Annotated in this window: 17 protein-coding genes; 10 read left to right on the forward strand and 7 right to left on the reverse strand. The window is 59.5% G+C overall.

Features of this window, described 5'->3' with window-relative positions; translation table 11 throughout:
* Positions 1-23: 23 nt before the first annotated feature.
* Positions 24-800 carry an ABC transporter substrate-binding protein gene (locus KGB27_RS01870; protein WP_008026411.1) on the reverse strand — a complete coding sequence of 259 codons (777 nt, stop codon included), beginning with the start codon at positions 798-800 and terminating at the stop codon, positions 24-26.
* Between the two features lie 276 nt (positions 801-1076).
* On the opposite strand from KGB27_RS01870, the gene KGB27_RS01875 reads away from it, so the two are divergent.
* Positions 1077-1529 carry a YMGG-like glycine zipper-containing protein gene (locus tag KGB27_RS01875; RefSeq protein WP_223552857.1) on the forward strand — a complete coding sequence of 151 codons (453 nt, stop codon included), beginning with the start codon at positions 1077-1079 and terminating at the stop codon, positions 1527-1529.
* On the opposite strand, the gene KGB27_RS01880 is transcribed toward KGB27_RS01875, so the two are convergent.
* The 3 genes from KGB27_RS01880 to KGB27_RS01890 are packed head-to-tail and all read right to left on the reverse strand — an operon-like array spanning position 1514 to position 5182.
* Positions 1514-2539: a DUF2955 domain-containing protein gene (locus tag KGB27_RS01880; protein WP_223552859.1), complete on the reverse strand. Its 1026-nt coding sequence runs from the start codon at positions 2537-2539 to the stop codon at positions 1514-1516. The genes KGB27_RS01875 and KGB27_RS01880 overlap by 16 nt on opposite strands.
* Positions 2529-3668: an HlyD family secretion protein gene (locus KGB27_RS01885; protein WP_192227202.1), complete on the reverse strand. Its 1140-nt coding sequence runs from the start codon at positions 3666-3668 to the stop codon at positions 2529-2531. The genes KGB27_RS01880 and KGB27_RS01885 overlap by 11 nt, the downstream gene beginning before the upstream one ends.
* Positions 3665-5182, reverse strand: coding sequence for an efflux transporter outer membrane subunit (locus KGB27_RS01890; protein WP_192227201.1), 1518 nt, complete (start codon positions 5180-5182; stop codon positions 3665-3667). Before KGB27_RS01890 ends, KGB27_RS01885 begins: the two co-directional genes overlap by 4 nt.
* Before the next feature lie 104 nt (positions 5183-5286).
* On the opposite strand from KGB27_RS01890, the gene KGB27_RS01895 reads away from it, so the two are divergent.
* Together KGB27_RS01895 and KGB27_RS01900 are read left to right on the forward strand one after the other, a co-directional pair.
* Positions 5287-5793 (forward strand): transporter suffix domain-containing protein, encoded by a 507-nt coding sequence (locus KGB27_RS01895; protein ID WP_008041543.1) that lies wholly within the window; start codon positions 5287-5289, stop codon positions 5791-5793.
* A gap of 68 nt (positions 5794-5861) precedes the next feature.
* The gene (locus KGB27_RS01900; protein ID WP_223552861.1) at positions 5862-6362 is read left to right on the forward strand and encodes a cupin domain-containing protein; all 501 of its coding nucleotides are present in this window, start codon (positions 5862-5864) and stop codon (positions 6360-6362) included.
* 138 nt (positions 6363-6500) lie between these two features.
* On the opposite strand, the gene KGB27_RS01905 is transcribed toward KGB27_RS01900, so the two are convergent.
* Positions 6501-7118: a dTMP kinase gene (locus KGB27_RS01905; protein WP_223552863.1), complete on the reverse strand. Its 618-nt coding sequence runs from the start codon at positions 7116-7118 to the stop codon at positions 6501-6503.
* Positions 7119-7514: 396 nt separating this feature from the next.
* Here KGB27_RS01905 and KGB27_RS01910 point away from each other — a divergent pair, with 396 nt between their 5' ends.
* On the forward strand, positions 7515-13130 hold the full coding sequence (locus KGB27_RS01910) for a putative Ig domain-containing protein (RefSeq protein ID WP_223552870.1): 5616 nt from the start codon (positions 7515-7517) through the stop codon (positions 13128-13130).
* A gap of 212 nt (positions 13131-13342) precedes the next feature.
* On the opposite strand, the gene KGB27_RS01915 is transcribed toward KGB27_RS01910, so the two are convergent.
* Both KGB27_RS01915 and KGB27_RS01920 read right to left on the reverse strand, forming a co-directional pair.
* Positions 13343-14713: an HlyD family type I secretion periplasmic adaptor subunit gene (locus KGB27_RS01915; RefSeq protein ID WP_223552882.1), complete on the reverse strand. Its 1371-nt coding sequence runs from the start codon at positions 14711-14713 to the stop codon at positions 13343-13345.
* Entirely contained in the window at positions 14706-16427 is a 1722-nt protein-coding gene (locus tag KGB27_RS01920) for a type I secretion system permease/ATPase (RefSeq protein WP_223451440.1), read from the reverse strand. The genes KGB27_RS01915 and KGB27_RS01920 overlap by 8 nt, the downstream gene beginning before the upstream one ends.
* A 370-nt stretch (positions 16428-16797) precedes the next feature.
* Here KGB27_RS01920 and KGB27_RS01925 point away from each other — a divergent pair, with 370 nt between their 5' ends.
* The 6 genes from KGB27_RS01925 to KGB27_RS01950 all read left to right on the forward strand — a co-directional run bounded on the left by KGB27_RS01925 (position 16798) and on the right by KGB27_RS01950 (position 21718).
* Complete coding sequence (locus KGB27_RS01925) at positions 16798-17610, forward strand: helix-turn-helix domain-containing protein (protein ID WP_008041536.1); 813 nt, start codon at positions 16798-16800, stop codon at positions 17608-17610.
* A gap of 114 nt (positions 17611-17724) precedes the next feature.
* Complete coding sequence (locus tag KGB27_RS01930; protein WP_223552885.1) at positions 17725-18543, forward strand: ABC transporter ATP-binding protein; 819 nt, start codon at positions 17725-17727, stop codon at positions 18541-18543.
* On the forward strand, positions 18540-19304 hold the full coding sequence (locus tag KGB27_RS01935) for an ABC transporter permease (protein WP_008041534.1): 765 nt from the start codon (positions 18540-18542) through the stop codon (positions 19302-19304). Before KGB27_RS01930 ends, KGB27_RS01935 begins: the two co-directional genes overlap by 4 nt.
* Before the next feature lie 34 nt (positions 19305-19338).
* Complete coding sequence (locus tag KGB27_RS01940) at positions 19339-20385, forward strand: ABC transporter substrate-binding protein (RefSeq protein WP_223552887.1); 1047 nt, start codon at positions 19339-19341, stop codon at positions 20383-20385.
* A complete protein-coding gene (locus KGB27_RS01945; protein ID WP_192227190.1) occupies positions 20382-21266 on the forward strand; it encodes a PhzF family phenazine biosynthesis protein in 885 nt (294 codons plus the stop codon). Before KGB27_RS01940 ends, KGB27_RS01945 begins: the two co-directional genes overlap by 4 nt.
* The gene (locus tag KGB27_RS01950; RefSeq protein ID WP_223552889.1) at positions 21263-21718 is read left to right on the forward strand and encodes a RidA family protein; all 456 of its coding nucleotides are present in this window, start codon (positions 21263-21265) and stop codon (positions 21716-21718) included. Before KGB27_RS01945 ends, KGB27_RS01950 begins: the two co-directional genes overlap by 4 nt.
* The last annotated feature ends 126 nt before the right edge of the window (positions 21719-21844 follow it).

Consider the following 21844-nt stretch of genomic DNA (forward strand, 5'->3'; position numbering starts at 1 on the left):
GCGCCAGAGTGGCGGGTGAAGGCTTATTCGCCGTAGATATCGAACGCGAAGTACTTGCTCATCACTTGCTGGTACTTGCCATTTTCGCGGATGGCGTCAATGGCGGCACTCAGGCGGGCAACGTTGGCACTGTCACCTTTACGCACCGCGATCCCGGCGCCCCGACCGAAATATTTCGGGTCGTTGATGTCCGGCCCTACCAGGGCGAAATCCTTGCCCGCCGCGGTTTTGATAAAGCTTTCGTTGGTGTTGACGATGTCGGCCAGCGTCGCGTCCAGACGGCCCGACGCCAGGTCGAGGAACGCCTCATTCTGCGAGGAATAGCGCACCACCTCGATCCCGCGTTCCGCCAGCTGTTCGGTGGCGAAACGGTCGTAAGTCGAGGCGCGTTGCACGCCGACTTTCTTGCCTTTGAGATCAATCAGCGGGTCGTTGATCACGTTGCCGGCCTTCATCGCGAACTTGCCCGGCGTGTGGTAGTACTTTTTGCTGAAGTCGACCGACTTCATCCGGTCTTCGGTAATCGACATCGACGACAGCACGGCGTCGATCTTGCGCACCTTGAGTGACGGGATCATGCCGTCGAATTCCTGGATGACCCACTCGCATTTGATCTTCATTTCTTCGCACAGGGCATTGCCGATGTCGTAGTCGAAACCGCTGACGTTGCCCTCCGGTGTCTTGAAGGAGAAGGGAGGGTAAGCGGCTTCGATACCGATACGCAGGCTGTCTTCGTCGGCATGCGCCAGGAAGCTTGTTGCGCACAGTGCCATGGCGCCTAGAAGTGCTCTTTTGTTCATTTTGTTGACTCCTTGAAGGGGCGTTTGGGTGGTTCGGGTAGAAGCCGTCCGATCTGGCGATGTCGCAGTCCCTGAAATGTGTGCAGCTATAATTGACACGTTTTATTTCATATTGCAACCGTGTGAAAATAAACATATCAGTGCGGGGCGCACAAATTCTCGGCGTGCATGACTCCGAAACCGCTGTGTAGTGAGGGCCGTCAGTCACCCGTCGGAGGAGGGGGAGCGGGGGTGATCTACACTCTTGATGGCTGAGAAAAATGCCAGGAGGTTTTCATGAACAGGTTGTCTTGCATTGGCCTGTGTCTCGCGCTGTCGGTTGTCGCTACTCAGAGTCGGGCAGAAACGGTTGTGCCGATGAAAGGGCAGAACTCGCAACAGACACAGCTGGACATCAATGAGTGCCACAACGTGGCCGCCAGTCAGAGTTCATCGACGCAGCCAACATCCGGTGGCCGCCTGAAAGGCGCGGCGGTCGGTGCCGCTGCAGGAGCCGCTGGAGCTCAGGTTCGCGGGCGCCAGCACGACGAGTTTTATGACCGCGTCGATGACGATGTAAAGCAGGATTATCGGCAGAATCGCGCCAAAGAAACGGCAGCGGCAGGCGCGGTGGTCGGTGGCTCGCGTCAACGCCAGGAGCGCCGGGAGCAGCAGAAAACCGCCGCTTCGACCAGCTCGACGGCCTATACCAGTTGCCTGCAAGGTAAGGGGTATCAGGTCAATCCCTGAGCGAGTTTTGGCGGTCGCTGATCCAGCAGATACACCATCAGGCAGGCATACAGCGTCACCAGAATGAACAGTCCCATGCGCACGGCGAATGCGGTGTAGACGTCCTTGCCTGCGATGCTGTCCTGCACCGACTGGCCCAGCAGAATGATCATCGTGATCAGGCTGTTGAGCCAGAACCCCGGGGTTAAACTTGTCGGGCTCAGCGCGTAGAGCTTGCGCGCAATGATCAGACCGAACAGCAGCATCCACAGAAAAAACATCCAGAGGTGCACAAACAAGCTGAGTGCACTCCAGAACAGCACCGCCAACACACCGGCGAGCAGGGTCGAACCGACCAGTTCGCGACCGGCGTTGCGGGCTGTGGTGGAACTCTGCTGACCCAGGCCGACCGCCTTCAGGATGATCGGCAGATAGCTTGCCGGATCGATCAATGCCAGTAAAAACGCCGGCAGCACAATCAGGGTTGCACGCAGCGCCACGCGGCTGACTTCTTCGGCCGGCATCGGCGGCGCGACCGGCGGCGACGGTGCGTTGGCAGGTTCAGGAAACAGCCAATGACTCAGCCCGACTACCATTACGGCCAGCAGCAATCCTTTGACCAGTGCCCCGATAACCGTCGCCGCGAGGTCGAACTCGGCAACGCCGGCCGAGGAAATCATGGTCAGGCCGATCACCAGGAACGTGACGATCAAATTGTTGCCGCCGCGCAGCCCAAAACGAAACACCATAAACAGGCACACGCCGATCAACAGTACGCCGCTGACCGGGTAATAACGCAGGATCGGAATCAGCAACAGGCCGACACCAGTGGTCAACATTGCGATCAGCGCGAGCGCCAGTCCAGCCTTAAACGGCAGCGGACGATTGACGCTGGCGAGCAACAACAACGCCAGCACCGGCGCGATGAACGGAATCGGCAATCCCAAACCGAAACTGGCCGCCAGGCACATCGCGGTGCCGGTGGCCAGGCGCAATGCGCGCTGCTCCCGGGGTGTGCGCTCAGTAGGCATACGACAGCCAGCTCATCAGGCCCACAAACAAGCGGCCGAGTGGATTCAAAGGATTGCCCTCGGTGGGGAACGCCATGACTTCAGCCTGGCCGCCGGTACGAATGGCGCGACTGTCTTGCAGTTTGGCCATCGAGTCTTCGGAAAACTCGATGATCACCGGAAAGCGTTGCGCCGGGCGCAGCCAGTCACGGCTGTTCTGCACAGTGGGCAACGTACCGGGTGGCGGCGTCTGACCGACACTGACGCCGTAACCGACACTGCGCACGCGCCCGTCGAACACCTCGCCCGGCAGCGCATCCAGAACGATTGCCACCGGCGTATCGACCCTGACCCGGCCGAGGTTATTTTCGGTCATGTCCGCGCTGATCCAGACATCGTGGATCGCGATCAGTGTCATCACCGGAGTGCCAACGGCAGCGAACTGCCCGGCATCAGTGCGCAGGTCGGTGATCAACCCGGCCGACCGCGCACGAATCTGCGTATTGGCCAGATCCAGTTCGGCTTTCGACAACGCGGTGGCTGCGCTGCGCAGCAAGGCGTTCTCTTCCTCGCTGCCACCTTCCTGCTCACGCGCGCGCTGGACTTCGGCACGCGCAGCGGCGACCTGGCTGACCGCTTGTTCGCGGTTGGCCCGAGACACTTCGAGCAGGCGCACGGAAATGGTCCCGGGGTCGTCGCGGTACAAACCCTCAAGGCGCTGATTGTCCTGGCGAGCCTTGAGTTCGTTGGCTTGCGCGGCGCGCAAATTGGCCTGGGCCGAGGCAATGCCGGCGGTACTGGCGCCGATCTGGCGACGTGTCGACTCAAGGTCTGCGCGCGCACGGTCGACGGCGATCTGATAAGGCTGAGGATCGACCTCGAACAGCACGTCTCCCGCCTTCACGTCCTGATTGTTGCGCACGTTGACGCGAATGACCCGACCGGCCACTTCCGCGGCCACCGGAATGACAAAGGCACCGACCCGAGCCTGTTGCGTATAAGGCGTGTATCGGTCGGCCAACAGATACCAGGCCAGGCTCAGGAGGATCAACAGCAGCACCCACTTGAGCCCTTTTTTCGCCGGGTCGGCAGGCGGTTCCGGCGCCTTGGAGGAGGGCGCCTCAGGGGAGGGTTGCGCGGCATCACTCATGGTCCGTTACCTTTTTTGGCGGCTGCGGGCTCATCCAGTAAATCGCCCCAGTCCGTGCGTTTTTTCATGTCCTGGCGGGTGGCCGGATCAACGATCGGCTGGGCGCTGTACCAACCGCCGCCCAGCGCCTTATACAGCGCGATCACATTGCTCACGGCATTGCTGCGGCTGACCAGGTAATTGTCCTGTTGCTCCAGCAATGCGCGTTGCGCGTCCAGCACCCGCTGAAAGTCGGAATAGCCTTCGCGATACTGGGCGCTCGCCAGCACCAACGAACGTTTGGCGGCGACTTCAGCCTCACGCAGGATGCTTTCGCGCTCCAGGGATTTGATCAGCCCATTGGCGGCGTCATCTGCCTCGCGAGCCGCCTGGCGAACCTTGTCGCGGTAAGCCTCGATCAACTGCTGCAACCGCGCATCCTGCACGCGCACGTTGTTGCTGATCTGGCCATGGTCGAACAGGTTCCAGCGCAGGCTGGGGCCACCGATCAGGTCCAGACTTCTCGAGGTGCCATTGAGCGTGTCGGCCGACCAGACGATGCTGCCCAATAAGGTCAGCGACGGGTAGAAATCGCTTTCGGCCACACCGATCAAGGCCGATTGGGCCGCGACATTCAGTTCAGCGGCGCGTACATCGGGGCGTCGCAGCAGCAGATTGGCCGGGACGTCCTGCAGCACGGCGCGGTCGACCAGCGGGATCAGTCCTTCATTGTCGATGAGTTGCGGTAGCGCACCGGGCGGCTGGCCAATCAACACCGCCAACGCATTGCGCGTGCGCAGCAACTGATCCTCGAAGCTGGGGATGGTGCTCAGGGTGCCCAGGTATTGTGTCCTGGCTTGCTGCAAGTCGAGTTCGGCTTGTTGGCCGCTGTTGAACAGCTTTTCGGTGATCTCGAAATTACGCTTTTGCTGTTTGGCGTTTTCCCTTGCAACCCGCAAGCGTGCCTCGGTGGTGCGCAACAAGAAGTACGTATCCGCCAGCTGCGCGCGCAGCAGCACGAGCACGTCTTCATAGTTGGCATGGGCGGCGAAGTAACTGGCATCGGCCGACTCGATCGCTCGGCTGAAACGCCCCCAGAAGTCCAGCTCCCAGCCAATGTCGAACCCGGCACTGTGCTGCCAGAAATGGCTGTCCTGAGGATTGTTCCCGCCGGATTGTCGGCGGTTGAAGTACAGACTGTCGGCGCTGGCTTGCTGCAGTTGCGGATAGCGTCCGCTTTGGGCAATCCCCAATTGCGCACGAGCCTCCATGACCCGTAGACCAGCGATTTTCAGATCCGAATTGTTCGTATCCGCTTCGGCAATCAGACGATCGAGGACGGGATCACCGAAGACTTGCCACCACTGACGCAAATCCGGGTTCAGGCTGCGTTGACTGGATTGCTCAAGGGCAGGGGAGCTCCAGTGCTCGATCCACGTGGGCTTCGGCGACTGAAAATCCGGCCCCAGACGTACGCAGCCACTCAAGCCGAGCACACCCAGCAGCAACAGTTGTCCCGATCGCGTCAGATGCATGCATGTTTTCCAGCCAAGGAAGTTCACAGGAGCATAGACGTCCAAATGATCAACTGACTGCTAAGCTGTCCAAACATCTGACCCTTTTAACAGGTACGACAGCCATGAATGCACCCCATACCGCTGGATGGCGATTCAAACTGGGCATCGCGATCATTTGTCTGATGCTCGGCTCCTGGCTGTTGGTGCCGATCATGGCGGCAACCGACATGCCGGGTTCCAAGATCGCCGCGCTGACCGGCGTCCTGTTTATCAGTAACAAAGTGCTGTTGATTATCGTCATTGCTGTCATGGGCAAGGCGGGGTTTCAGCAGCTTAAAAGCACTGTATTTGGCTACGTGTCTAAACTGGCACCGGCAACCGACACCGAAGTTGGGCCATGGCGTCATTGGATCGGTGTCGTGATGTTTTGTCTGCCGCTGATTTCGGCATTTCTGGAACCCTACGTAGACAGTATCTGGCCCGGACTCAGGCCAAACATCTGGCAGCTCCAGGCGTTGGGCGACTTGATGTTGATCGGCAGCTTTTTTGTACTGGGGGGAAACTTCTGGGAAAAAGTGCGTGCATTGTTCATTCGAACCGCGCGAGTGGTGAACACCAGTGCAGTGTGATTATTGATTAACTTAACTAAAGGGCTATTTAGTATAGCTATTTGCCATCATGGCATTCGGAGCAGCCATTGCAGCTAAACAGTGAAGCACTCGTGACCGCGCTTAATCTTGAACCGCATGTCGAGGGTGGTTACTACCGAAGAACCTATCAGGCTGATCAACAGCCTTTGGTCGAGACGATTGGTGGTCCACGTTACACGATGAGCTCCATCTATTACCTGTTGACCACAGATTCGCCCGTCGGCCAGTTTCACCTGAACCGATCCGACATCATGCATTACTACCACCTGGGCGACGCCATTGAGTACAGCCTGATTTTCCCGGACGGCACATTAAAAACTGTCGTGATGGGCAGCGACGTTTTGGCCGGAGAATGTTTGCAGCTGCATGTACCAGGCGGCATCTGGAAAGCTTCGCGGTTGATGAAGGGATCGACGGGATTCGGTTTGATCAGTGAAGCGGTAACACCAGAGTTTCATTTTGCGGACATGGAAATGGGCGACAGGAAAAAGCTCAGTGACAAATTTCCAGAGCATGGAGGGTTGATTGAGCAACTGACGAGAGATTGAGGATCGAGGGGGAATCAGTGCTTCAAAATCTGCGTGCAACCGGGCTGATCCCGAAACACATTGTTACGTGTAATGTATATTATGTTAAATGATGTGTCTGGATGGAACTTCTTCCAAGGGCCTCTCAGCGAACTTCGCCTACGGGCATCGAAGGACTCTATAGATCTCAGAAACTACCTGCATCGTTGCGTCTTCGATCGTTCCTTCATTACGGCATAAAACCCAGCCGTGATCTGCAATTGCTCGCTCGAACGATTTGGTACAAGCGGCATGTTCTTCCAGCTTATGGATCACAGTACTGCTCAGCCCACGCTGTCGTGCCGCTGCTCTCGCCCATGAAATATCAGGCGCGGTGACAACCCCGACATGCAGGTCTGGCACTTGCACGTTTCGATCAATGTTCAACTGTAGAATCTCTGCAAACGGGACTGTCCGGCGAAACGCGGCATCTGACGGGTACCAGCGATCGATCAAGATGATGCTGCCTGGCGGCTGTTTAGTCAGCACGTGCCGGGAAATCCAGGTACGGCTATCAGCAAAGCGCTCACAAACCGCCAACTCCAAATCCCTGCTGGGATTTCTGGCGAGTTTGTTAACCAGGGTCATTGTTTCACCCCTAAAGGGATCGCTTTTTTTCTCGCAAAGTCGGATCACCTTCTTGTTGTCTGCCCTCAGTACTTTCGTAACGGCCTCCAACAGTGTGGTTTTGCCGGTTCCCTTGGGCCCATCTAGAGAAACAAATAGCGGACGATTCATTCTTCACATAACGATTGATATACGGTTTTTTGGCCCGGTTCGTTCGCTGGAACCGCTTGGCGCGACTACGCAAATCGAGTGGAGGGTTCTTATGAACAGAGATTGATGAACACTTTAACCCGGTTTCCGGCTAACGGGTCTCAGAATCCAGGGGGCCAGCCGCTTATGAACACCGCAAGCAAGTCGCTCCCAAAAGGCATCGCTCGCAATCTGCGCAAGCGTCAACAAAGCGTTACTTTTTTGAAACACCTCACAACCGTAGATCAGTAAAACCTGATTTTTGACACTCTCCCGATATGCGGTCACAACTTTTGCACTCCGCTGGGTCCTAACACGGTGGTCGTCGATGGAATATTGGCGTCTAGCGAGGTTCTTACCCGATACGGAGATAAGCTGATGATTTTCAATGTGCAAAATTATGGCGCCAAAGGAGATGGCATCACAGACGACACGGCAGCGATACAAAGTGCGATTGATGCGGCGGCCGCTGCAGGCGGTGGGCAGGTGTATATGCCGACCGGGACATATATTGTTTCGGGAGGTGAGGAACCCTCCGACGGCTGCCTGATGCTCAAGAGCAACGTCTATCTGTACGGCGACGGCATGGGCGATACGACCGTTAAGGTGGCTGACGGCTCCGACACCAAAATCACGGGGGTCATCCGCTCGGCCTATGGCGAAGAAACCCATGACTTTGGCGTCAGCAACCTCACTATCGACGGTAACCGCGACAACACCACCGGCAAGATCGACGGCTGGTTCAATGGCTACATTCCCGGTCAGGAAGGTTACGACTCCAACGTCACCCTCGACAGCGTCGAGATCAAGGATTGCTCCGGGTACGGTTTCGACCCCCACGAGCAAACCGTCAACATGGTCATCAAGAACAGTGTGTCCCACGGCAATGGCCTGGACGGCTTCGTTGCGGACTTTCTCAGCGACAGCACCTTCGAAAACAACGTCGCCTACGACAATGACCGCCACGGTTTCAACGTCGTCACCAGCACCCACGACTTCACCCTCACCAACAATGTTGCCTACAACAATGGCGGAAGTGGCATCGTGGTGCAGCGCGGCAGCGAGGACATCCCCTCCCCCAGCAACATCACCATCACCGGTGGTGAGGTGTACGGCAACGGCGCTGAAGGCGTGCTGGTCAAGCTGTCCAGCGATGTAACCGTCAGTGGTGTCGATATTCACGACAACGCCAGCGCCGGGATCCGCATCTACGGCAGTAACCATGTCGAGATCATCGACAACACACTCAACAACAACTCTCTGGGCGCCCCCGTACCGGAAATCATCATCCAGTCCTACGACGACACGCTGGGCGTGTCCGGCAAGTACTTCAACGGCAGCGACAACACAATCCAGGGCAATATCATCAGCGGCAGCAACCTGTCGACCTACGGTGTTGCAGAGCGCAATGAAGACGGCACCGATCGCAACGCCATCATCGGCAACACCATCAGCCATACCAGCAAAGGCGCCACACTGGTCTATGGTGACGGCAGTTACGTCAGCGCCACGGTGCCAATGACTACCGTGCAGGGCACGGCTGGCAACGACACTCTGCTGGGCAGCGCGGCCAGCGAAATTTTCTATGGCGCAGCCGGCAACGACACTATCAATGGCGGGGCCGGTGGCGACATTCTAGTGGGCGGTGCGGGCATCGACAAACTCACCGGCGGCACGGGTGCCGATACGTTTCGTTTCGTCGCCCAGTCCGACAGTTACCGCAACGCAACCGCAAGCTTCGATGACACCATCACCGACTTCGACGTCACCCAGGACAAGATCGACCTCGCCGGCCTCGGTTTCACCGGCCTGGGCAATGGCCGTGGTGGCACCTTGCAGGTCAGCTACAGCGCTGGCAACGACCGCACCTACATCAAGGACTACGATGCCGACGTCAGCGGCAATCGCTTCGAGTTGATTCTGTCGGGCAACCTGGCGAGCACCCTTACCGCCAGCAACTTCATTTTCAATCGGGTGGTCACCGGCACTAGCGGCAGCGATTCGCTGTTGGGTAGCGATTCGGCCGACACCCTGCTCGGTCTGGCGGGCAACGACAGCCTCAGCGGCGGTGCAGGCGACGACAAAATTGACGGCGGCGCCGGCATGGATACCCTTACCGGTGGCGCCGGGGCGGACACCTTTGTGTTCTCCAACCGCCTGGACAGTTACCGCAACTACAACACCGGCGGCGCCAACCTTGGAGACCTGATCACTGACTTCAATATCGCCGCCGATAAGATCGATCTCTCGGCCATGGGTTTCACCGGCCTGGGTGACGGCAAAAACAACACCGTGTACCTGGTGCTCAACACTGCCGGTACCAAGACTTACATCAAAACCCTGACCGCCGACGCCAATGGCAACCGTTTCGAGGTAGCGCTGGACGGCAATTATCTCGACAAGCTGACCAGCGCCAATTTTGTCTTTGCCACTTCGCCAACGGTCAACCACGCGCCGGTGGTGGCAACGGCGTTGCTGGATCAGAGCGCCACCGAAAACACCCCGTTCAGCTACGTCGTGCCGGCCACCAGTTTTACCGATGCGGATAACGACAGCCTCAGCTACACCGCCCAACTGGCCGATGGCAGCGCCCTGCCCGGTTGGCTGACCTTCGACACCGCTACCCGTAGTTTCAGCGGCACGCCCAACGACACGGCATCGGGCAATTACTCCATCAAGGTCACTGCATCCGATGGCAGCAACGCAACCGTCAGCGACAGTTTTACGCTGGCTGTACAGGACGTACCCGCTGCACCCACTGTGATTAATGGCACACCGAACAACGACACGCTGACGGGCACCGCTGCCAACGAACAACTGTTCGGTGGCGCTGGTAACGACACCCTTAATGGCGGCGCCGGCAACGATATCCTGGTCGGCGGCACCGGCGCGGACAAACTCACCGGCGGCGCGGGCGCCGATGTATTCCGCTACACCTCAAAACTCGACAGCTACCGCACCGCTTCCACCAGCGCCAGTGACCAGATCCTCGATTTCGACGTGACCGCCGACAAAATCGATGTCTCGGCGCTCGGCTACACGGCCTTGGGCAATGGCCTGAACGGCACGCTGCAAGTGACCTACAGCGCTTCGAGCAACCGCACCTACCTCAAGGATCTCACCGCCGACGCCAATGGCAACCGTTTCGAAGTGTCGCTGGCGGGCAACCTGGTGAACAGCCTGACGGCCAATCATTTTGTCTTCGCGGACCAGAACACTCCCAGCAATGTTGCGCCGGTGGTGGCCATCCCCCTTCTCGACCAGAACGCCACCGAAAGTTCGCCGTTCAACTACACCGTAACCCACGACAGTTTCACCGACGCCAACCAGGATGTGCTGACCTACACTGCGACCCTCGCCGACGGCAGCGCCCTGCCCGCTTGGCTGAGTTTCAACGCCACCAGCCTGGCGTTCTCCGGCACGCCGATCAGCACGGCGTCGGGCAATTACAACGTCCTGGTCAAGGCCACCGATCCTTCTGGTGCGTCGGTCAGCGACAGCTTCGCCCTGGTGGTGGCCGATGCGCCCGCCAACACCATCACTGGCAGCAACAACGCCGAAAGCCTCGACGGCACGGCGGGCGCCGACCTGATCCTCGGCCTCGGTGGCAACGACACCATCAAGGCCGGCACAGGAGCGGACATCGTCGACGGCGGCGGCGGACGCGATTCGCTGTACGGCGGCGACGGGGCCGACGCCTTCCGCTACACCGACGTACTCGACAGTTACCGCGACTACGACGCCGGTGGTGTCACGGCGACCGACACGGTCTACGACTTCACCGCGGGCGTCGACAAGATCGACGTTTCAGCGCTGGGTTTTCTCGGCCTCGGCGATGGCAGCAATGGCACGCTGTACATGACTCTCAACGCGGCCGGCGACAAGACCTACATCAAATCCGCCGAGGCCGACACCGATGGCAATCGCTTTGAAATCGCCCTCAACGGCAACTACCTCGACACCCTGACCGCCAGTGATTTCGTGTTCGGCGAGCGCGCCCAGCAAGACATCCTCTACCTGCCCACTCTCGGCCAATCCAATGCGCGCCTTTTGCGCATGACGGAGGACGACGATGAATCCGGCACCTCGATGCTGGTAAAAGACCTGGACCGCTACACCCCCTATGACGTGCGCAGCCAGTTCACCGACGCCGATGGCAATGGCATCGACATCGCGGTGGGTGGCAGCACGGTCAATGGCCTGTCGACCTTGGGCGCCGAGGAACTCAAGTTGTGCTGGTGGCTGACCGACACTAACCAACCCGGGCCTGCACTGTTGCGTGCCGTGGCGTTGCTGCAGGACCAGCTCACCGAACTCAAATCCATCGATAACGTCACCATGGGCATCATCTGGGGCCAGGGCGAGGAAGCCGCTCAGGAGATTGGCCGCTCCACGGACAAAGCCGCAGCAGCATCGGCCTACAAGGCCGCGACCCTGAATGTGTTTGATTACCTGCATGCCCAGTTCGGCAACTTCAGCGTGTACATGATGGAAACCGGTCACTACGAGCAGGACGCTGCGCGTGCCCGTGGTTATTCGGAAGAGAAGATTGCCTCAATCGTTGCGGGGGTTGGCTATGTCCGCGCCACCCAGGAGGCCATCGCCGCCGAGCGCGCCGACGTCAAGCTTGCGGTGGACTACACCGACCTGCCCTTGCGCTACGAAGTCGATCCGCTGGTCTATCCCGATGACGTCTGGCACCTGCACGAGGAATCAGCGGAAATCGTTGGCCAACGCCTGGCCGATTACATTGCCAATGACCTGGGCTTCCAGGGCAATCCCACCGACAACAACAGCGTGCAGGCCATTTTCGACAACGCTCAGAACCAGGGCGGGATGATTGCCGGCACTGATCAAGCGGATACCTTGGTGGGCAGCTCGGGCAACGACACACTGGATGGCGACTTGGGCGCCGACACAATGACCGGTGGCGATGGCAACGACATCTACGTGGTCGATAACGCGTTCGACAGTGTGGAGGAAACCAACACCTCGACCGCGCAGATTGATACCGTGCAGGCCTCGGTCAGCTGGACGCTGGGCGCCAATCTCGAGAATCTGGTGCTCACCGGCGTGTCGGAAATCGACGGCACCGGCAATGAGCGGCGTAACTTCATCACCGGCAATGCTGCCGACAACGTGCTCGATGGTGCCGCAGGGGCCGACAGCATGAGCGGTGGCGATGGTGACGACACCTACTATGTCGACAATGTCGACGACACCGCGATCGAGACCAACAGCAATGCGGTGCCTGGAGGAGTCGACAACGTGCACAGCAGCCTGGCGGCCTATACCCTCGGCAGCAACGTCGAGAATCTGTATGTCGATAGCGCTGGAGCCGCCAATGGGACAGGCAATGCGCTGGACAACACGCTGTTCGCCGGTGCCGGCAACAATGTGCTGGACGGACGCGATGGCAACGACACAGTGTCCTTCGAGCGGGCCCTGGCGGGCGTTACTGTAAACCTATCAACGTCCGCACAACAAAACACCGCGGGGTCGGGGCTCGACACCTTGAAATTCCTCGAAAACGTGACGGGAAGCGCCAACGCCGACAGTCTGTCGGGCAACAGCGCCGCGAATATCCTGAACGGTGGTGCCGGTAACGACACCCTGGTGGGTCGTTCGGGCGATGACCGACTGATCGGCGGCGCAGGCACCGACAACCTCACCGGCGGCACTGGCGCGGACACCTACGCGTTTGGAGCGCTGTCGGACATGGGCGTCGGGGCTTTACGCGATGTGATTAGCGGTTTCAAGACCACTGAGGGTGATCATCTGGATTTCACCAGCCTGGACGCCAACCCGCTGACCGCCACCGTCGACGCATTCATGTTCATTGGCAGCAACGCCTTCGACCCCACCAACGCCACTGGCCAACTACGCTTTGCCGACGGCATCCTCTCCGGCAGCGTCAACGCCGACGTCACCCCCGAGTTCGAATTCGAGATGGTGGGCGTCAAGGAGCTGCAGGCCAGCGATTTCACAGCCTGACCTGATGTGAGGGAGCCTGCTCGCGATAGCGGTCGGTCAATCAGCTTCCATGCTGAACGTACCGCCGTCATCGCGAGCAGGCTCGCTCCCGCAGGGTTTTTTCGGTGCCTGAAAATCAAAGACCAACACAGACTAATGTGGCGAGGGGATTTATCCCCTCGCCACAATTCACCACGGCCAGTCGCGCTGCCAGTGCAGGACTGGCTTCACGCTCATTCCTCTTTGAAGGCCGCAAGCAAGCGCTCACGCAAAGGTTTCATCAGGTAATTCATCAAGGTGCGTTCCCCCGTCACCACCGTGACATCGGCGAGCATGCCGGGGCGCACCAGCAGACCAGCGGCCTGCAGCGAGGCGACGGTGTCGGCGGGAATTTCAACCTTGGCGGAAAAGTACGGCTGGTGGGTCTGTTCATTGATCAACTGGTCCGCCGACACCGTAGTCACAGTGCCGGTGACCGTCGGCGTATCCACCCGTTGCAGGGCAGTGAAATGCACATGCACCGGCAAACCCGGGCGTAGCTTATTGGCCATCAGCGGCTCGAAACGCGCGGTGATCGCCATCGGCGCATCCAGCGGTACCACCTGCATCAGGGTTTGGCCAGCCTGCGCAACGCCCCCGACCGTGTGAATGCTCACGTCCATGACCTGTCCGGATACCGGCGCACGGATCGCGCCGTTGTCGACTTCAAACTGCAAGGCATGAATCTGATCGGCATAACCGGCCGCCTCGGCAGAGACTTCGCTGAGCTGCGTTTCGGCATCGCGGCGAAATTCCTGCTGCACCTGCAAGGCCTTGAGCCGGCTTTCGCTGATCGCCTGGCGGGTCCTGCCAACATCGCCCACTCCGGAGGAAATCTGTCCAGCCAATTGGGCTGCATTGCGCTCGGCCTCGAGCAGTTTGTTACGCGGAATGTAACCTTCACGGGCAAGATTGCGCAGGCCTTCCAGCTCCTGCTGCTGGAAGTGCATCTGCGCGTCGTAGTTGCGCTTGACGCCCTCGTAGCCGAGCAATTGCTGCTGCAAGGCCGCGGCTTCGTGTTCGATGATCTGCAAACGGCTGCCCAGTTCTGCACGGCGGGTCAGAAACAGCTGGCTCTGTAAGGCCATGGCGGCCTTGACCCGCGGCTCGTCGGCACGCTCCAGCAGTTCAATGGGCCATTGGATCTCGGCTGAACCCAGGCGCTCGGCGATCAACCGCGCCTCGACGCTACGATCATTGAGCAACTTGCCCAAAGTCACGTCCAGTTGCGCCTGCGCCTGCACCGTATTGAGCTGGACCAGCAACTGTCCCTGGGTGACGCGCTCGCCATCGCTGACCAGCAGCTTTTCTACCACCCCACCGACCAACGACTGCACAGCCTTGCGTTCGCCCGCCACCACCACGGTGCCGCTGCCCACGACACCCTGGTCGAGTGGCGCCAGACAGGCCCAGAGCAGGAAACCGCCCAGTGTCAGGACCAGGAAACCCACACCATAGCGTGCCGCGCCCCCGGCGTCGGTGCTGGCGCGTGGCTGCACTGTGGTGCCGCGCGCACTCAGCCCATGCTCGCTGTACGTTTGTGCCTCTGGGGTCAGATCACGCATCTCCGCCAGCCTCCCTGACCGCGGCCGGTCTTGGCCCCGGTCTCAATGCCTTGAGCAACCGATCCCTTGGACCGAATGCATGTTGAGTACCGTCCTTGAGCACCAGGATGTGATCAACCACTGCCAGCACATTCGGCCGGTGGGTAATCAGCACCACGGTGCTGCCAGTAGCCTTGAGCGCATTGATGGCCTGCACCAGCGCCACCTCTCCGGCTTCATCGAGATTGGAGTTGGGTTCATCGAGCACGATCAGCGAAGGGTGCCCATAGAGCGCGCGAGCCAGGCCGAGGCGTTGCTTTTGTCCACCGGACAAGCCAAGCCCTCCGGGGCCCAGCGGCGTATCGTAACCCTTGGGGAATTTGAGGATCATCTCGTGAATGCCGGCGTGACACCCTGCGGCGATGATCTTGTCGGCGTCCTGCTCGCCGAAGCGGGCAATGTTGTCGGCCACACTGCCGTCGAACAGCTCGATGTCCTGCGGCAGGTATCCAAGGTGCGGGCCCAGGGCGTCGTGGGACCATTGACTGATCTCGGCGTCGTCCAGGCGCACCGACCCGCCCATGGCCGGCCATACCCCGACCAGCGCCTTGGCCAGCGTTGATTTACCACTGGCGCTGGGGCCAACGACGGCGAGCACTTCACCTTTGGTCAGGCTGAAATTGATGCCCCTCAGGATCGGTTGCGAGGCGCCGGGCGGGCCGACATACACCTGATCCAGGCGCAGCGCGCCGGTGGGCGGTGGCAACGGCATGCGCAGGCGCTCGCGCGGTTGCTGAGCAAGCAGTTGGCTCAGGCGCTGGTAACTCTGGCGTCCAGAGTTGAATTGCTTCCACGAACCAATGGCGATTTCCACGGGAGCCAGGGCACGCCCCAGCAGCAGCGACATCGCAATCATCATGCCCGCAGACAATTGGCCTTCCAGTACCAGCAGCGCCCCCAGGCCCAGGGCCAGCGACTGTCCGGAGATGCGCACGAAGCGGGTCGTCGCGGTGATACGCGCGCCGCGGTCGCTGGCATGGGACTGGGCGGCAATGATGCGTTGCTGCAGCAGACTCCAGCGCTGGCGCAACGGCCCGAGCATGCCCAGAGCCCGGATGACTTCGGCATTTTGTAGCGTGCTGTTTACATAGATCGACGACTGCACGCCCAGGCGATTGGCTTCGTCCAGGCGTGTGCGCGTCGCTAACTCGCCCCACAGCGCCAGGCCGATCAGTACCAGCGCGAGAACCAGCGTCAGCACGCCGAACCAAGGATGAAAGATGAACGCCACCAGCACGAAGATGGGCAACCACGGTGCATCCAGCAAGGCGATCAGGCCCTGGCCGGTGATTAACTGCCGTAGCGTCGCCAGATCGGTGAGCACCTGCGCCGGGTTCGCGTTGTGCTCACGCAGGCTGCGGGCGAAGGCGGCATCGAAAATCCGCTCGCCCAGGGCTTCGTCCAGCCCGGCGCTCATGCGAATCATCACCTCGCCGCGTGCCCACTCGATCAGGGCGCTGAACATGAACAGTCCCAGGGCGATCAAGGTGAGCATGAATAAGGTGGTTTCGTTGCGACTGGTCAGGACCCGGTCGTACACCTGCATCATGTAGAGCGACGGCACCAGCACCAGCAGGTTGATCACACCACTGAACAGCGCCAACGACCAGAACACACGGCGATAGCTTAATAACGCGGCATCAATGTCATGCCGTGGATCGAGAAGCAAACCCATAGAGTGTCGCCCGCAAAAGGAATAGTCGGTCCAGGACGCAATCCATCGCGAGCTTTTTGCCCTCAGGCATTGGAAAAAAATAGACGTAGTCTGACGTGCCGCTAATCAGAGACGATCCTCGTCGCTAGGCGTGAAATACTGACAACGCAACCTCGGGTTAGTGCGGGCCGGGTTGTTGGGGGTGACGGGCGGGGATGTTGCACAGCGCCACGAGTGAGAAAGCATGGAAGACCGCGACCTCTTCGTTGCAGGGGATCGCAAATCCTTCTGAGACGGGCGGGTAGTAATTGCTGGTTTTTTCCAATCTTGAGATTTCTCCCTCCGCCGCGTATTAGTATTTGCACCTGACTGACGCGATCCGGTGCGGCCAATGCGTGAAATCTACAGCGTCTTCAACTCCAATGGAGCCTATGAAACCGCTGCCCATGAGCATGATGAATTCATGATCATGGTGCCGGAACATGGTTTGTTGCGATTCAAGGACGAACAAAGCGGCCGTTCGACGTCGATAGTTGACCGACAGTTCGTATTGGTCCCACCCCAGTGGAGCCATTCCTCATCGTCAATGACAGTGAGCCAGGGACATGTTGCGTTCTATGTCGACCCGGATTACATGAGCTATGCGCTGCGTGATCTGTCCGGTGATGCCAATCGTTTGTTGCGAGTACCGACGTTGGGTATCTGGCACGCCTCGGCACCGTTTCATCATCTGTTGCTGGCGAAAAAGGCCTTCAGTCAACCGGATCGCTACGTGGATCGGCGTCGGCAAATCACCCAGACCGACCACTTGCTGCTCCTGGAATGCCTGGCGATTTCCCTGAGCCAGCCAAGCCTGCAACGTTCTTCGACCGAACGTCATGGTGCGGCATTGGTGCGTGATGTTCAGCGCTATCTGGATGGCAACCTTGAACAGTCTCCGGGACTGGACGAGATCGCTGAAGCCTTTCATGTTTCACGACGCCACCTCACCCGCTTGTTTGCCCAACACACTGGCGAATCCGTGTTGGCCTGCGTTCAGCGCATGCGCCTGGAGCGAGTGAAGAACCTGCTGCAGCACACGCGCATGTCGGTGCTGGAGATTGCCAACAGCGTCGGCTACGAGTCCCCTTCCCACCTGGCCCAGGTTTTCCGACGCGCGCAGGGCTGCTCGCCTGACGAGTTTCGCCGTAACACCAACCGGTAAACCATCCCGATTATCCATGGCCCGATCTCGCGCATGATGAGGCCCGATCCCGTGCGCCCGGAATTCCTCCGCCCTGCATCCTGAGCCCTGATAAAACAACAAGAGGATGGGGCCGTGAGGCAAGAACCCTTTATCAGTTTCGCTGATGTGCAGAAGAGTTTTAAGGTCGATGGGCGCCAGTTTGTGGCCGTGCGCAATGTATCGCTTGAGATCCAGCGCGGCGAAATCATTACGTTGGTCGGCCCGTCCGGGTGCGGCAAATCGACGTTGTTGAACATGACCGCGGGGCTGTTCGGTCCTACCGAAGGTCGGGTTCATTACGACGGCGCCGAAGTCAAAGGCGTCAACACCCGCGTCGGCTACATGACCCAGGCTGACCACTTGCTGCCGTGGCGCACAGTCGCCGGCAACATCGCCGTACCGTTGCAGATCCGGCGCATGGGCAAGCGTGAAATCGACGTGCGAGTCGAGGAACTGTTGGCGCTGGTCGGGCTGACCGGTTTCGGTGCCAGCTACCCGAACCAACTGTCCGGTGGCATGCGAAAACGTGCTGCGATGGCCCGATTGCTGGCCAGCGATCCTGAGACCTTGCTGATGGACGAACCGTTTGGAGCCCTCGACGCGCAGATGCGCCTCTCGCTGCAAACCGAACTGTTGCGACTGTGCAAGAAACTGAAAAAAACCGTGCTGTTCGTCACCCACGATGTCGACGAAGCCATCGCCCTCGCCGATCGCTGCGTGGTCTTTGCCGGACGTCCCGGCACCATCGATCACATCCTTGAGGTGTCACTGGCGCAGCCACGCAATCTGGTGCAACTGCGTTCCGATCCGCACTACGTCGAACTCTGCGCCGCCCTTTGGCAGCGCCTGGCCCCAGACATCGCCGGCGCCGCCGATCCTTCCTCGCTGGCTCACTCTCTGGAGGCCCTATGATTCAGGTCTATCGCTTGCTGTTCCTGGTGTTTCTGCTGGTGCTGTGGGAAGGCATTTCCCGTTGGTTCGGCGTCGAGTTTTTCATCAGCCGGCCTTCTGCCGTGGCGGCCAGTTTGTGGAAGATCCTGCTCAACGGCGTGTTTTTCTACCACGCAGGGATTACCACGCTGGAAGCCGTACTCGGATTCTTCTTCGGCTCGGTCGCCGGTCTCGCTGCTGGTCTGCTGTTAGGACGGGCCAAAGTCCTGGCCGACATCCTCGACCCCTTCCTCACCGCGTTCTACAGCTTGCCGAAGGTCGCTCTCGCGCCATTGTTTATCCTCTGGTTCGGCATCGGCTTGCCGATGAAAGTCATACTGACCGCAGCAGTGGTGTTCTTCCTGGTGTTCCTCAATACCTACAGCGGTGTGCGCAACGTGTCCCGCGAGCAGTTGACCATCCTGCGCCTGATGGGCGCCCGCGAGCGTGATTTGTTGAGCATGGTGGTCATTCCCTCCGCGTTCACCTGGGTGTTTACCGGGTTGCGCCTGTCGGTGCCGTACGCACTGATCGGCGCACTGGTGGGTGAAATCATCGCTGCCAATCGCGGGCTCGGCTACTTGCTCTCCGACGCGGCTTCGCAGTTTGACACTGCCGGTGTGTTCGCCGCGCTGGTGGGCATCATTGCCCTGGCGCTGATCCTCAATACCGCGGTCAAGCTGGCCGAACGCCGTTTGATGCCGTGGAAAGCCAACGACGCCGAACGTGAAGTGGCGGTTTGAGCACACCTACGATTTGATTATCCGGAGTTCCATCATGTTCAAACGTCTAGTAACGGCGACCGCGTTCGCCAGCGTATTGCTCTGTGGGTTCGCGACTCAGGCCGCCGAGTTGACCAAGGTCAAACTGGCGTTTCCCAGTGAAGGCTTCTTGTATGTGCCGATCTATGTCGCGCAGAAGCTCGGCTATTTCGCCGAAGAAGGGCTCGACATCGAAGTCATCGTCTTCCAAAAAGGCGGTTCTGCGGCGCTTACCGCTGTGCTCGGACGTGATGCCGACGCCTATGTCGGCCTGCCTGCCGTGGCGATTCGTGCCCGCACCAAGGGCCAGAATGTCCAGGCATTCGCCTCAGTGCAAACCCAGTTCGGCAGCACGGTGGTGATCGATGCGGCATCTGCCAAGAATGCGGGCGTATCCGCGGCGTCACCGCTGACTGCCCGGGCACAAGCCTTGAAAGGATTGAAAATCGGTGTCACCGGTCCCGGCAGCACCACCGATATACTGGTTCGCTATCTGGCCAAGGACGCAGGCCTGAGTCCGGACAAAGACCTGACCATCATGCCGATTGGCGGCGCGCCGAACATGCTGGCGGCGTTTTCCCAGGGCAGCATCAATGGTTTTTCGCTGTCACCACCGACTATCACCACCGCCGAACAGCAAGGGGGATTTGTGCTGATGGACCTGGCCAAGGGTGAATATCCGCCGCTCAACGGTTTCCTCTTTACAGCGATGATTGCTCGGGAAGACTGGCTGGCCAGTAACACCGACACCGCACGAAAAATGGTGAAGGCTCTGTGGCGCGCCGAGCAACTGATCGCCACCGATCCGGACAAGGCTCGGGAAGCCGTGCGGCCGTACTTCGCTCACACCGCCGCGCCGATTTTCGATTCGGCATGGGCAGCGTCACTGCCCTCTTACCCGGCCACGCCAAGGGTCGAGTTGTCGGGCGTCCAGAAGAACATCAGTTTCATGAACGCTGTTGAAGCGGAACCGGTCAGCCTTGATCCGCACACAGTATTTACCAATGCCATCGTCGATGCAGTTGCACCCGTTTTATCGGACGCTCAAGGAGCGCAGAAATGACCCCGCAAGTTCATCTGGTCAATGTATTCCCTGCTGCGGAAAACGGCGGCAACCCGGCACCAACCGTTGCTCGCGCCGACGGTATGAGCGCTGCCGACATGCAGGCAGTGGCCCAGGCTTATGGTCACGAATGCGGCTTCGTCTGTTCGCCACCGGCCGGAACCGACTATGACTTCAGCTTCCGTTTCTGGGTGCCGAACCACGAAATGGAGATGTGTGGACATGCCTCGGTCGGCGCCGTCTGGCTGCTGGACCGACTGGGGATGTTGCCTAAGGATCAACTGTCGATCTGGACCTTGAGTGGACGCGTGGACGCGCGGGTCACGCGCGATGGGGATGGTGGCGTACAGATCGAAATCACCCAGCCCATAGGTCAGGTCGAAACGCTCTCGTCCCCGGACATCGAAGCGGAAATCCTCTCGGTGCTGGGCATCAGCTCCAATGAGTTGGCTCCGCTACCCATCCAGAACGCGGCCACCAGCCGGGTGAAAACCCTGATCCCGCTCAAGAGCGTAGCGGTGCTGGATGGACTGAAACCCGACTTCCGACGGGTTGAGCAATTGTGCGAGCGCATCGGCTCAACCGGTTTGTACCCCTACGCAGCACTGGACCTCGCCACTCGACAATTCGACGCACGACAGTTTCCAAAATCCTCCGGCTATCCCGAAGATGCGGCCACCGGTATTGCGGCCGCTGCCTTGGCCTTTGGGTTGCTGGAAAACGGCCTGGTGAGTGCTGATGAGCGCCCGGTGCGTGTTCGTCAGGGCCGGGCTATGGGCCGCCCTTCGGAGATATCGTTGCGCTTTCGCCGGGATGCTCAGGAGCAGATCCAGGGATTGTGGCTCGGCGGGCCGGTGAGTTTTGCGCAGGTGAACCCATGAGCATTCGAGAGAGACTGACGCTGTTGGGCCTGCAATTGCCCGATGCCCCTGCCCCCAAAGGTGACTACGTGCCGGTGGTGATCCACAGTGGTGTGGCCTATGTCAGCGGGCAGGTGTGTCGACTGGCCGACAGTGTAATCAAAGGTCCGGCTCGGGCAGACATGCCTGCAAAAACCTTGATCCTGGCTGCTCGCACCTGTGTGTTGCGGGCTTTGAGTGCGCTTGAGCAAGCGATCGGTGATCTGGAATGCGTCGAGCGGATTCTGTTCGTACGCGGATTTGTCTATGCCGAGGACGGTTACCAGGAATACTCAAAAATTCTCGACGAAGCTTCGCGTTTGCTGATCGAGTTGTTTGGCGAGCGCGGGCAACACGCGCGCTCTGCACTGGGCGTCGCCGGGCTTCCAGGCAGCGGATTGCTGGAGTTGGAACTGGTGGCGGCAGTGCGTTAGAGCGCTTTCTCACCAGGCCAATCAATCAACCATGAAAGCTCTCGCGTTGAGGTGGCACATTCCTCAGCGCGACTGCGGCCTGGGAGCCAATGTCGACGCTTGCCTCTTATCCATGGCCCGATTCTG

It is taken from the genome of Pseudomonas sp. BF-R-01, from assembly GCF_019946615.1.
GTDB classification, from domain to species: Bacteria; Pseudomonadota; Gammaproteobacteria; order Pseudomonadales; family Pseudomonadaceae; genus Aquipseudomonas; species Aquipseudomonas migulae.

What these genes read in the sequence shown, in the direction of transcription:
- KGB27_RS01870 (WP_008026411.1), bottom strand. Translation starts at nt 800, where the DNA reads ATGAACAAAAGAGCACTTCTAGGCGCCATGGCACTGTGCGCAACAAGC.
- KGB27_RS01875 (WP_223552857.1), top strand. Translation starts at nt 1,077, where the DNA reads ATGAACAGGTTGTCTTGCATTGGCCTGTGTCTCGCGCTGTCGGTTGTC.
- KGB27_RS01880 (WP_223552859.1), bottom strand. Translation starts at nt 2,539, where the DNA reads ATGCCTACTGAGCGCACACCCCGGGAGCAGCGCGCATTGCGCCTGGCC.
- KGB27_RS01885 (WP_192227202.1), bottom strand. Translation starts at nt 3,668, where the DNA reads ATGAGTGATGCCGCGCAACCCTCCCCTGAGGCGCCCTCCTCCAAGGCG.
- KGB27_RS01890 (WP_192227201.1), bottom strand. Translation starts at nt 5,182, where the DNA reads ATGCATCTGACGCGATCGGGACAACTGTTGCTGCTGGGTGTGCTCGGC.
- KGB27_RS01895 (WP_008041543.1), top strand. Translation starts at nt 5,287, where the DNA reads ATGAATGCACCCCATACCGCTGGATGGCGATTCAAACTGGGCATCGCG.
- KGB27_RS01905 (WP_223552863.1), bottom strand. Translation starts at nt 7,118, where the DNA reads ATGAATCGTCCGCTATTTGTTTCTCTAGATGGGCCCAAGGGAACCGGC.
- KGB27_RS01910 (WP_223552870.1), top strand. Translation starts at nt 7,515, where the DNA reads ATGATTTTCAATGTGCAAAATTATGGCGCCAAAGGAGATGGCATCACA.
- KGB27_RS01915 (WP_223552882.1), bottom strand. Translation starts at nt 14,713, where the DNA reads ATGCGTGATCTGACCCCAGAGGCACAAACGTACAGCGAGCATGGGCTG.
- KGB27_RS01920 (WP_223451440.1), bottom strand. Translation starts at nt 16,427, where the DNA reads ATGGGTTTGCTTCTCGATCCACGGCATGACATTGATGCCGCGTTATTA.
- KGB27_RS01925 (WP_008041536.1), top strand. Translation starts at nt 16,798, where the DNA reads ATGCGTGAAATCTACAGCGTCTTCAACTCCAATGGAGCCTATGAAACC.
- KGB27_RS01935 (WP_008041534.1), top strand. Translation starts at nt 18,540, where the DNA reads ATGATTCAGGTCTATCGCTTGCTGTTCCTGGTGTTTCTGCTGGTGCTG.
- KGB27_RS01940 (WP_223552887.1), top strand. Translation starts at nt 19,339, where the DNA reads ATGTTCAAACGTCTAGTAACGGCGACCGCGTTCGCCAGCGTATTGCTC.
- KGB27_RS01945 (WP_192227190.1), top strand. Translation starts at nt 20,382, where the DNA reads ATGACCCCGCAAGTTCATCTGGTCAATGTATTCCCTGCTGCGGAAAAC.
- KGB27_RS01950 (WP_223552889.1), top strand. Translation starts at nt 21,263, where the DNA reads ATGAGCATTCGAGAGAGACTGACGCTGTTGGGCCTGCAATTGCCCGAT.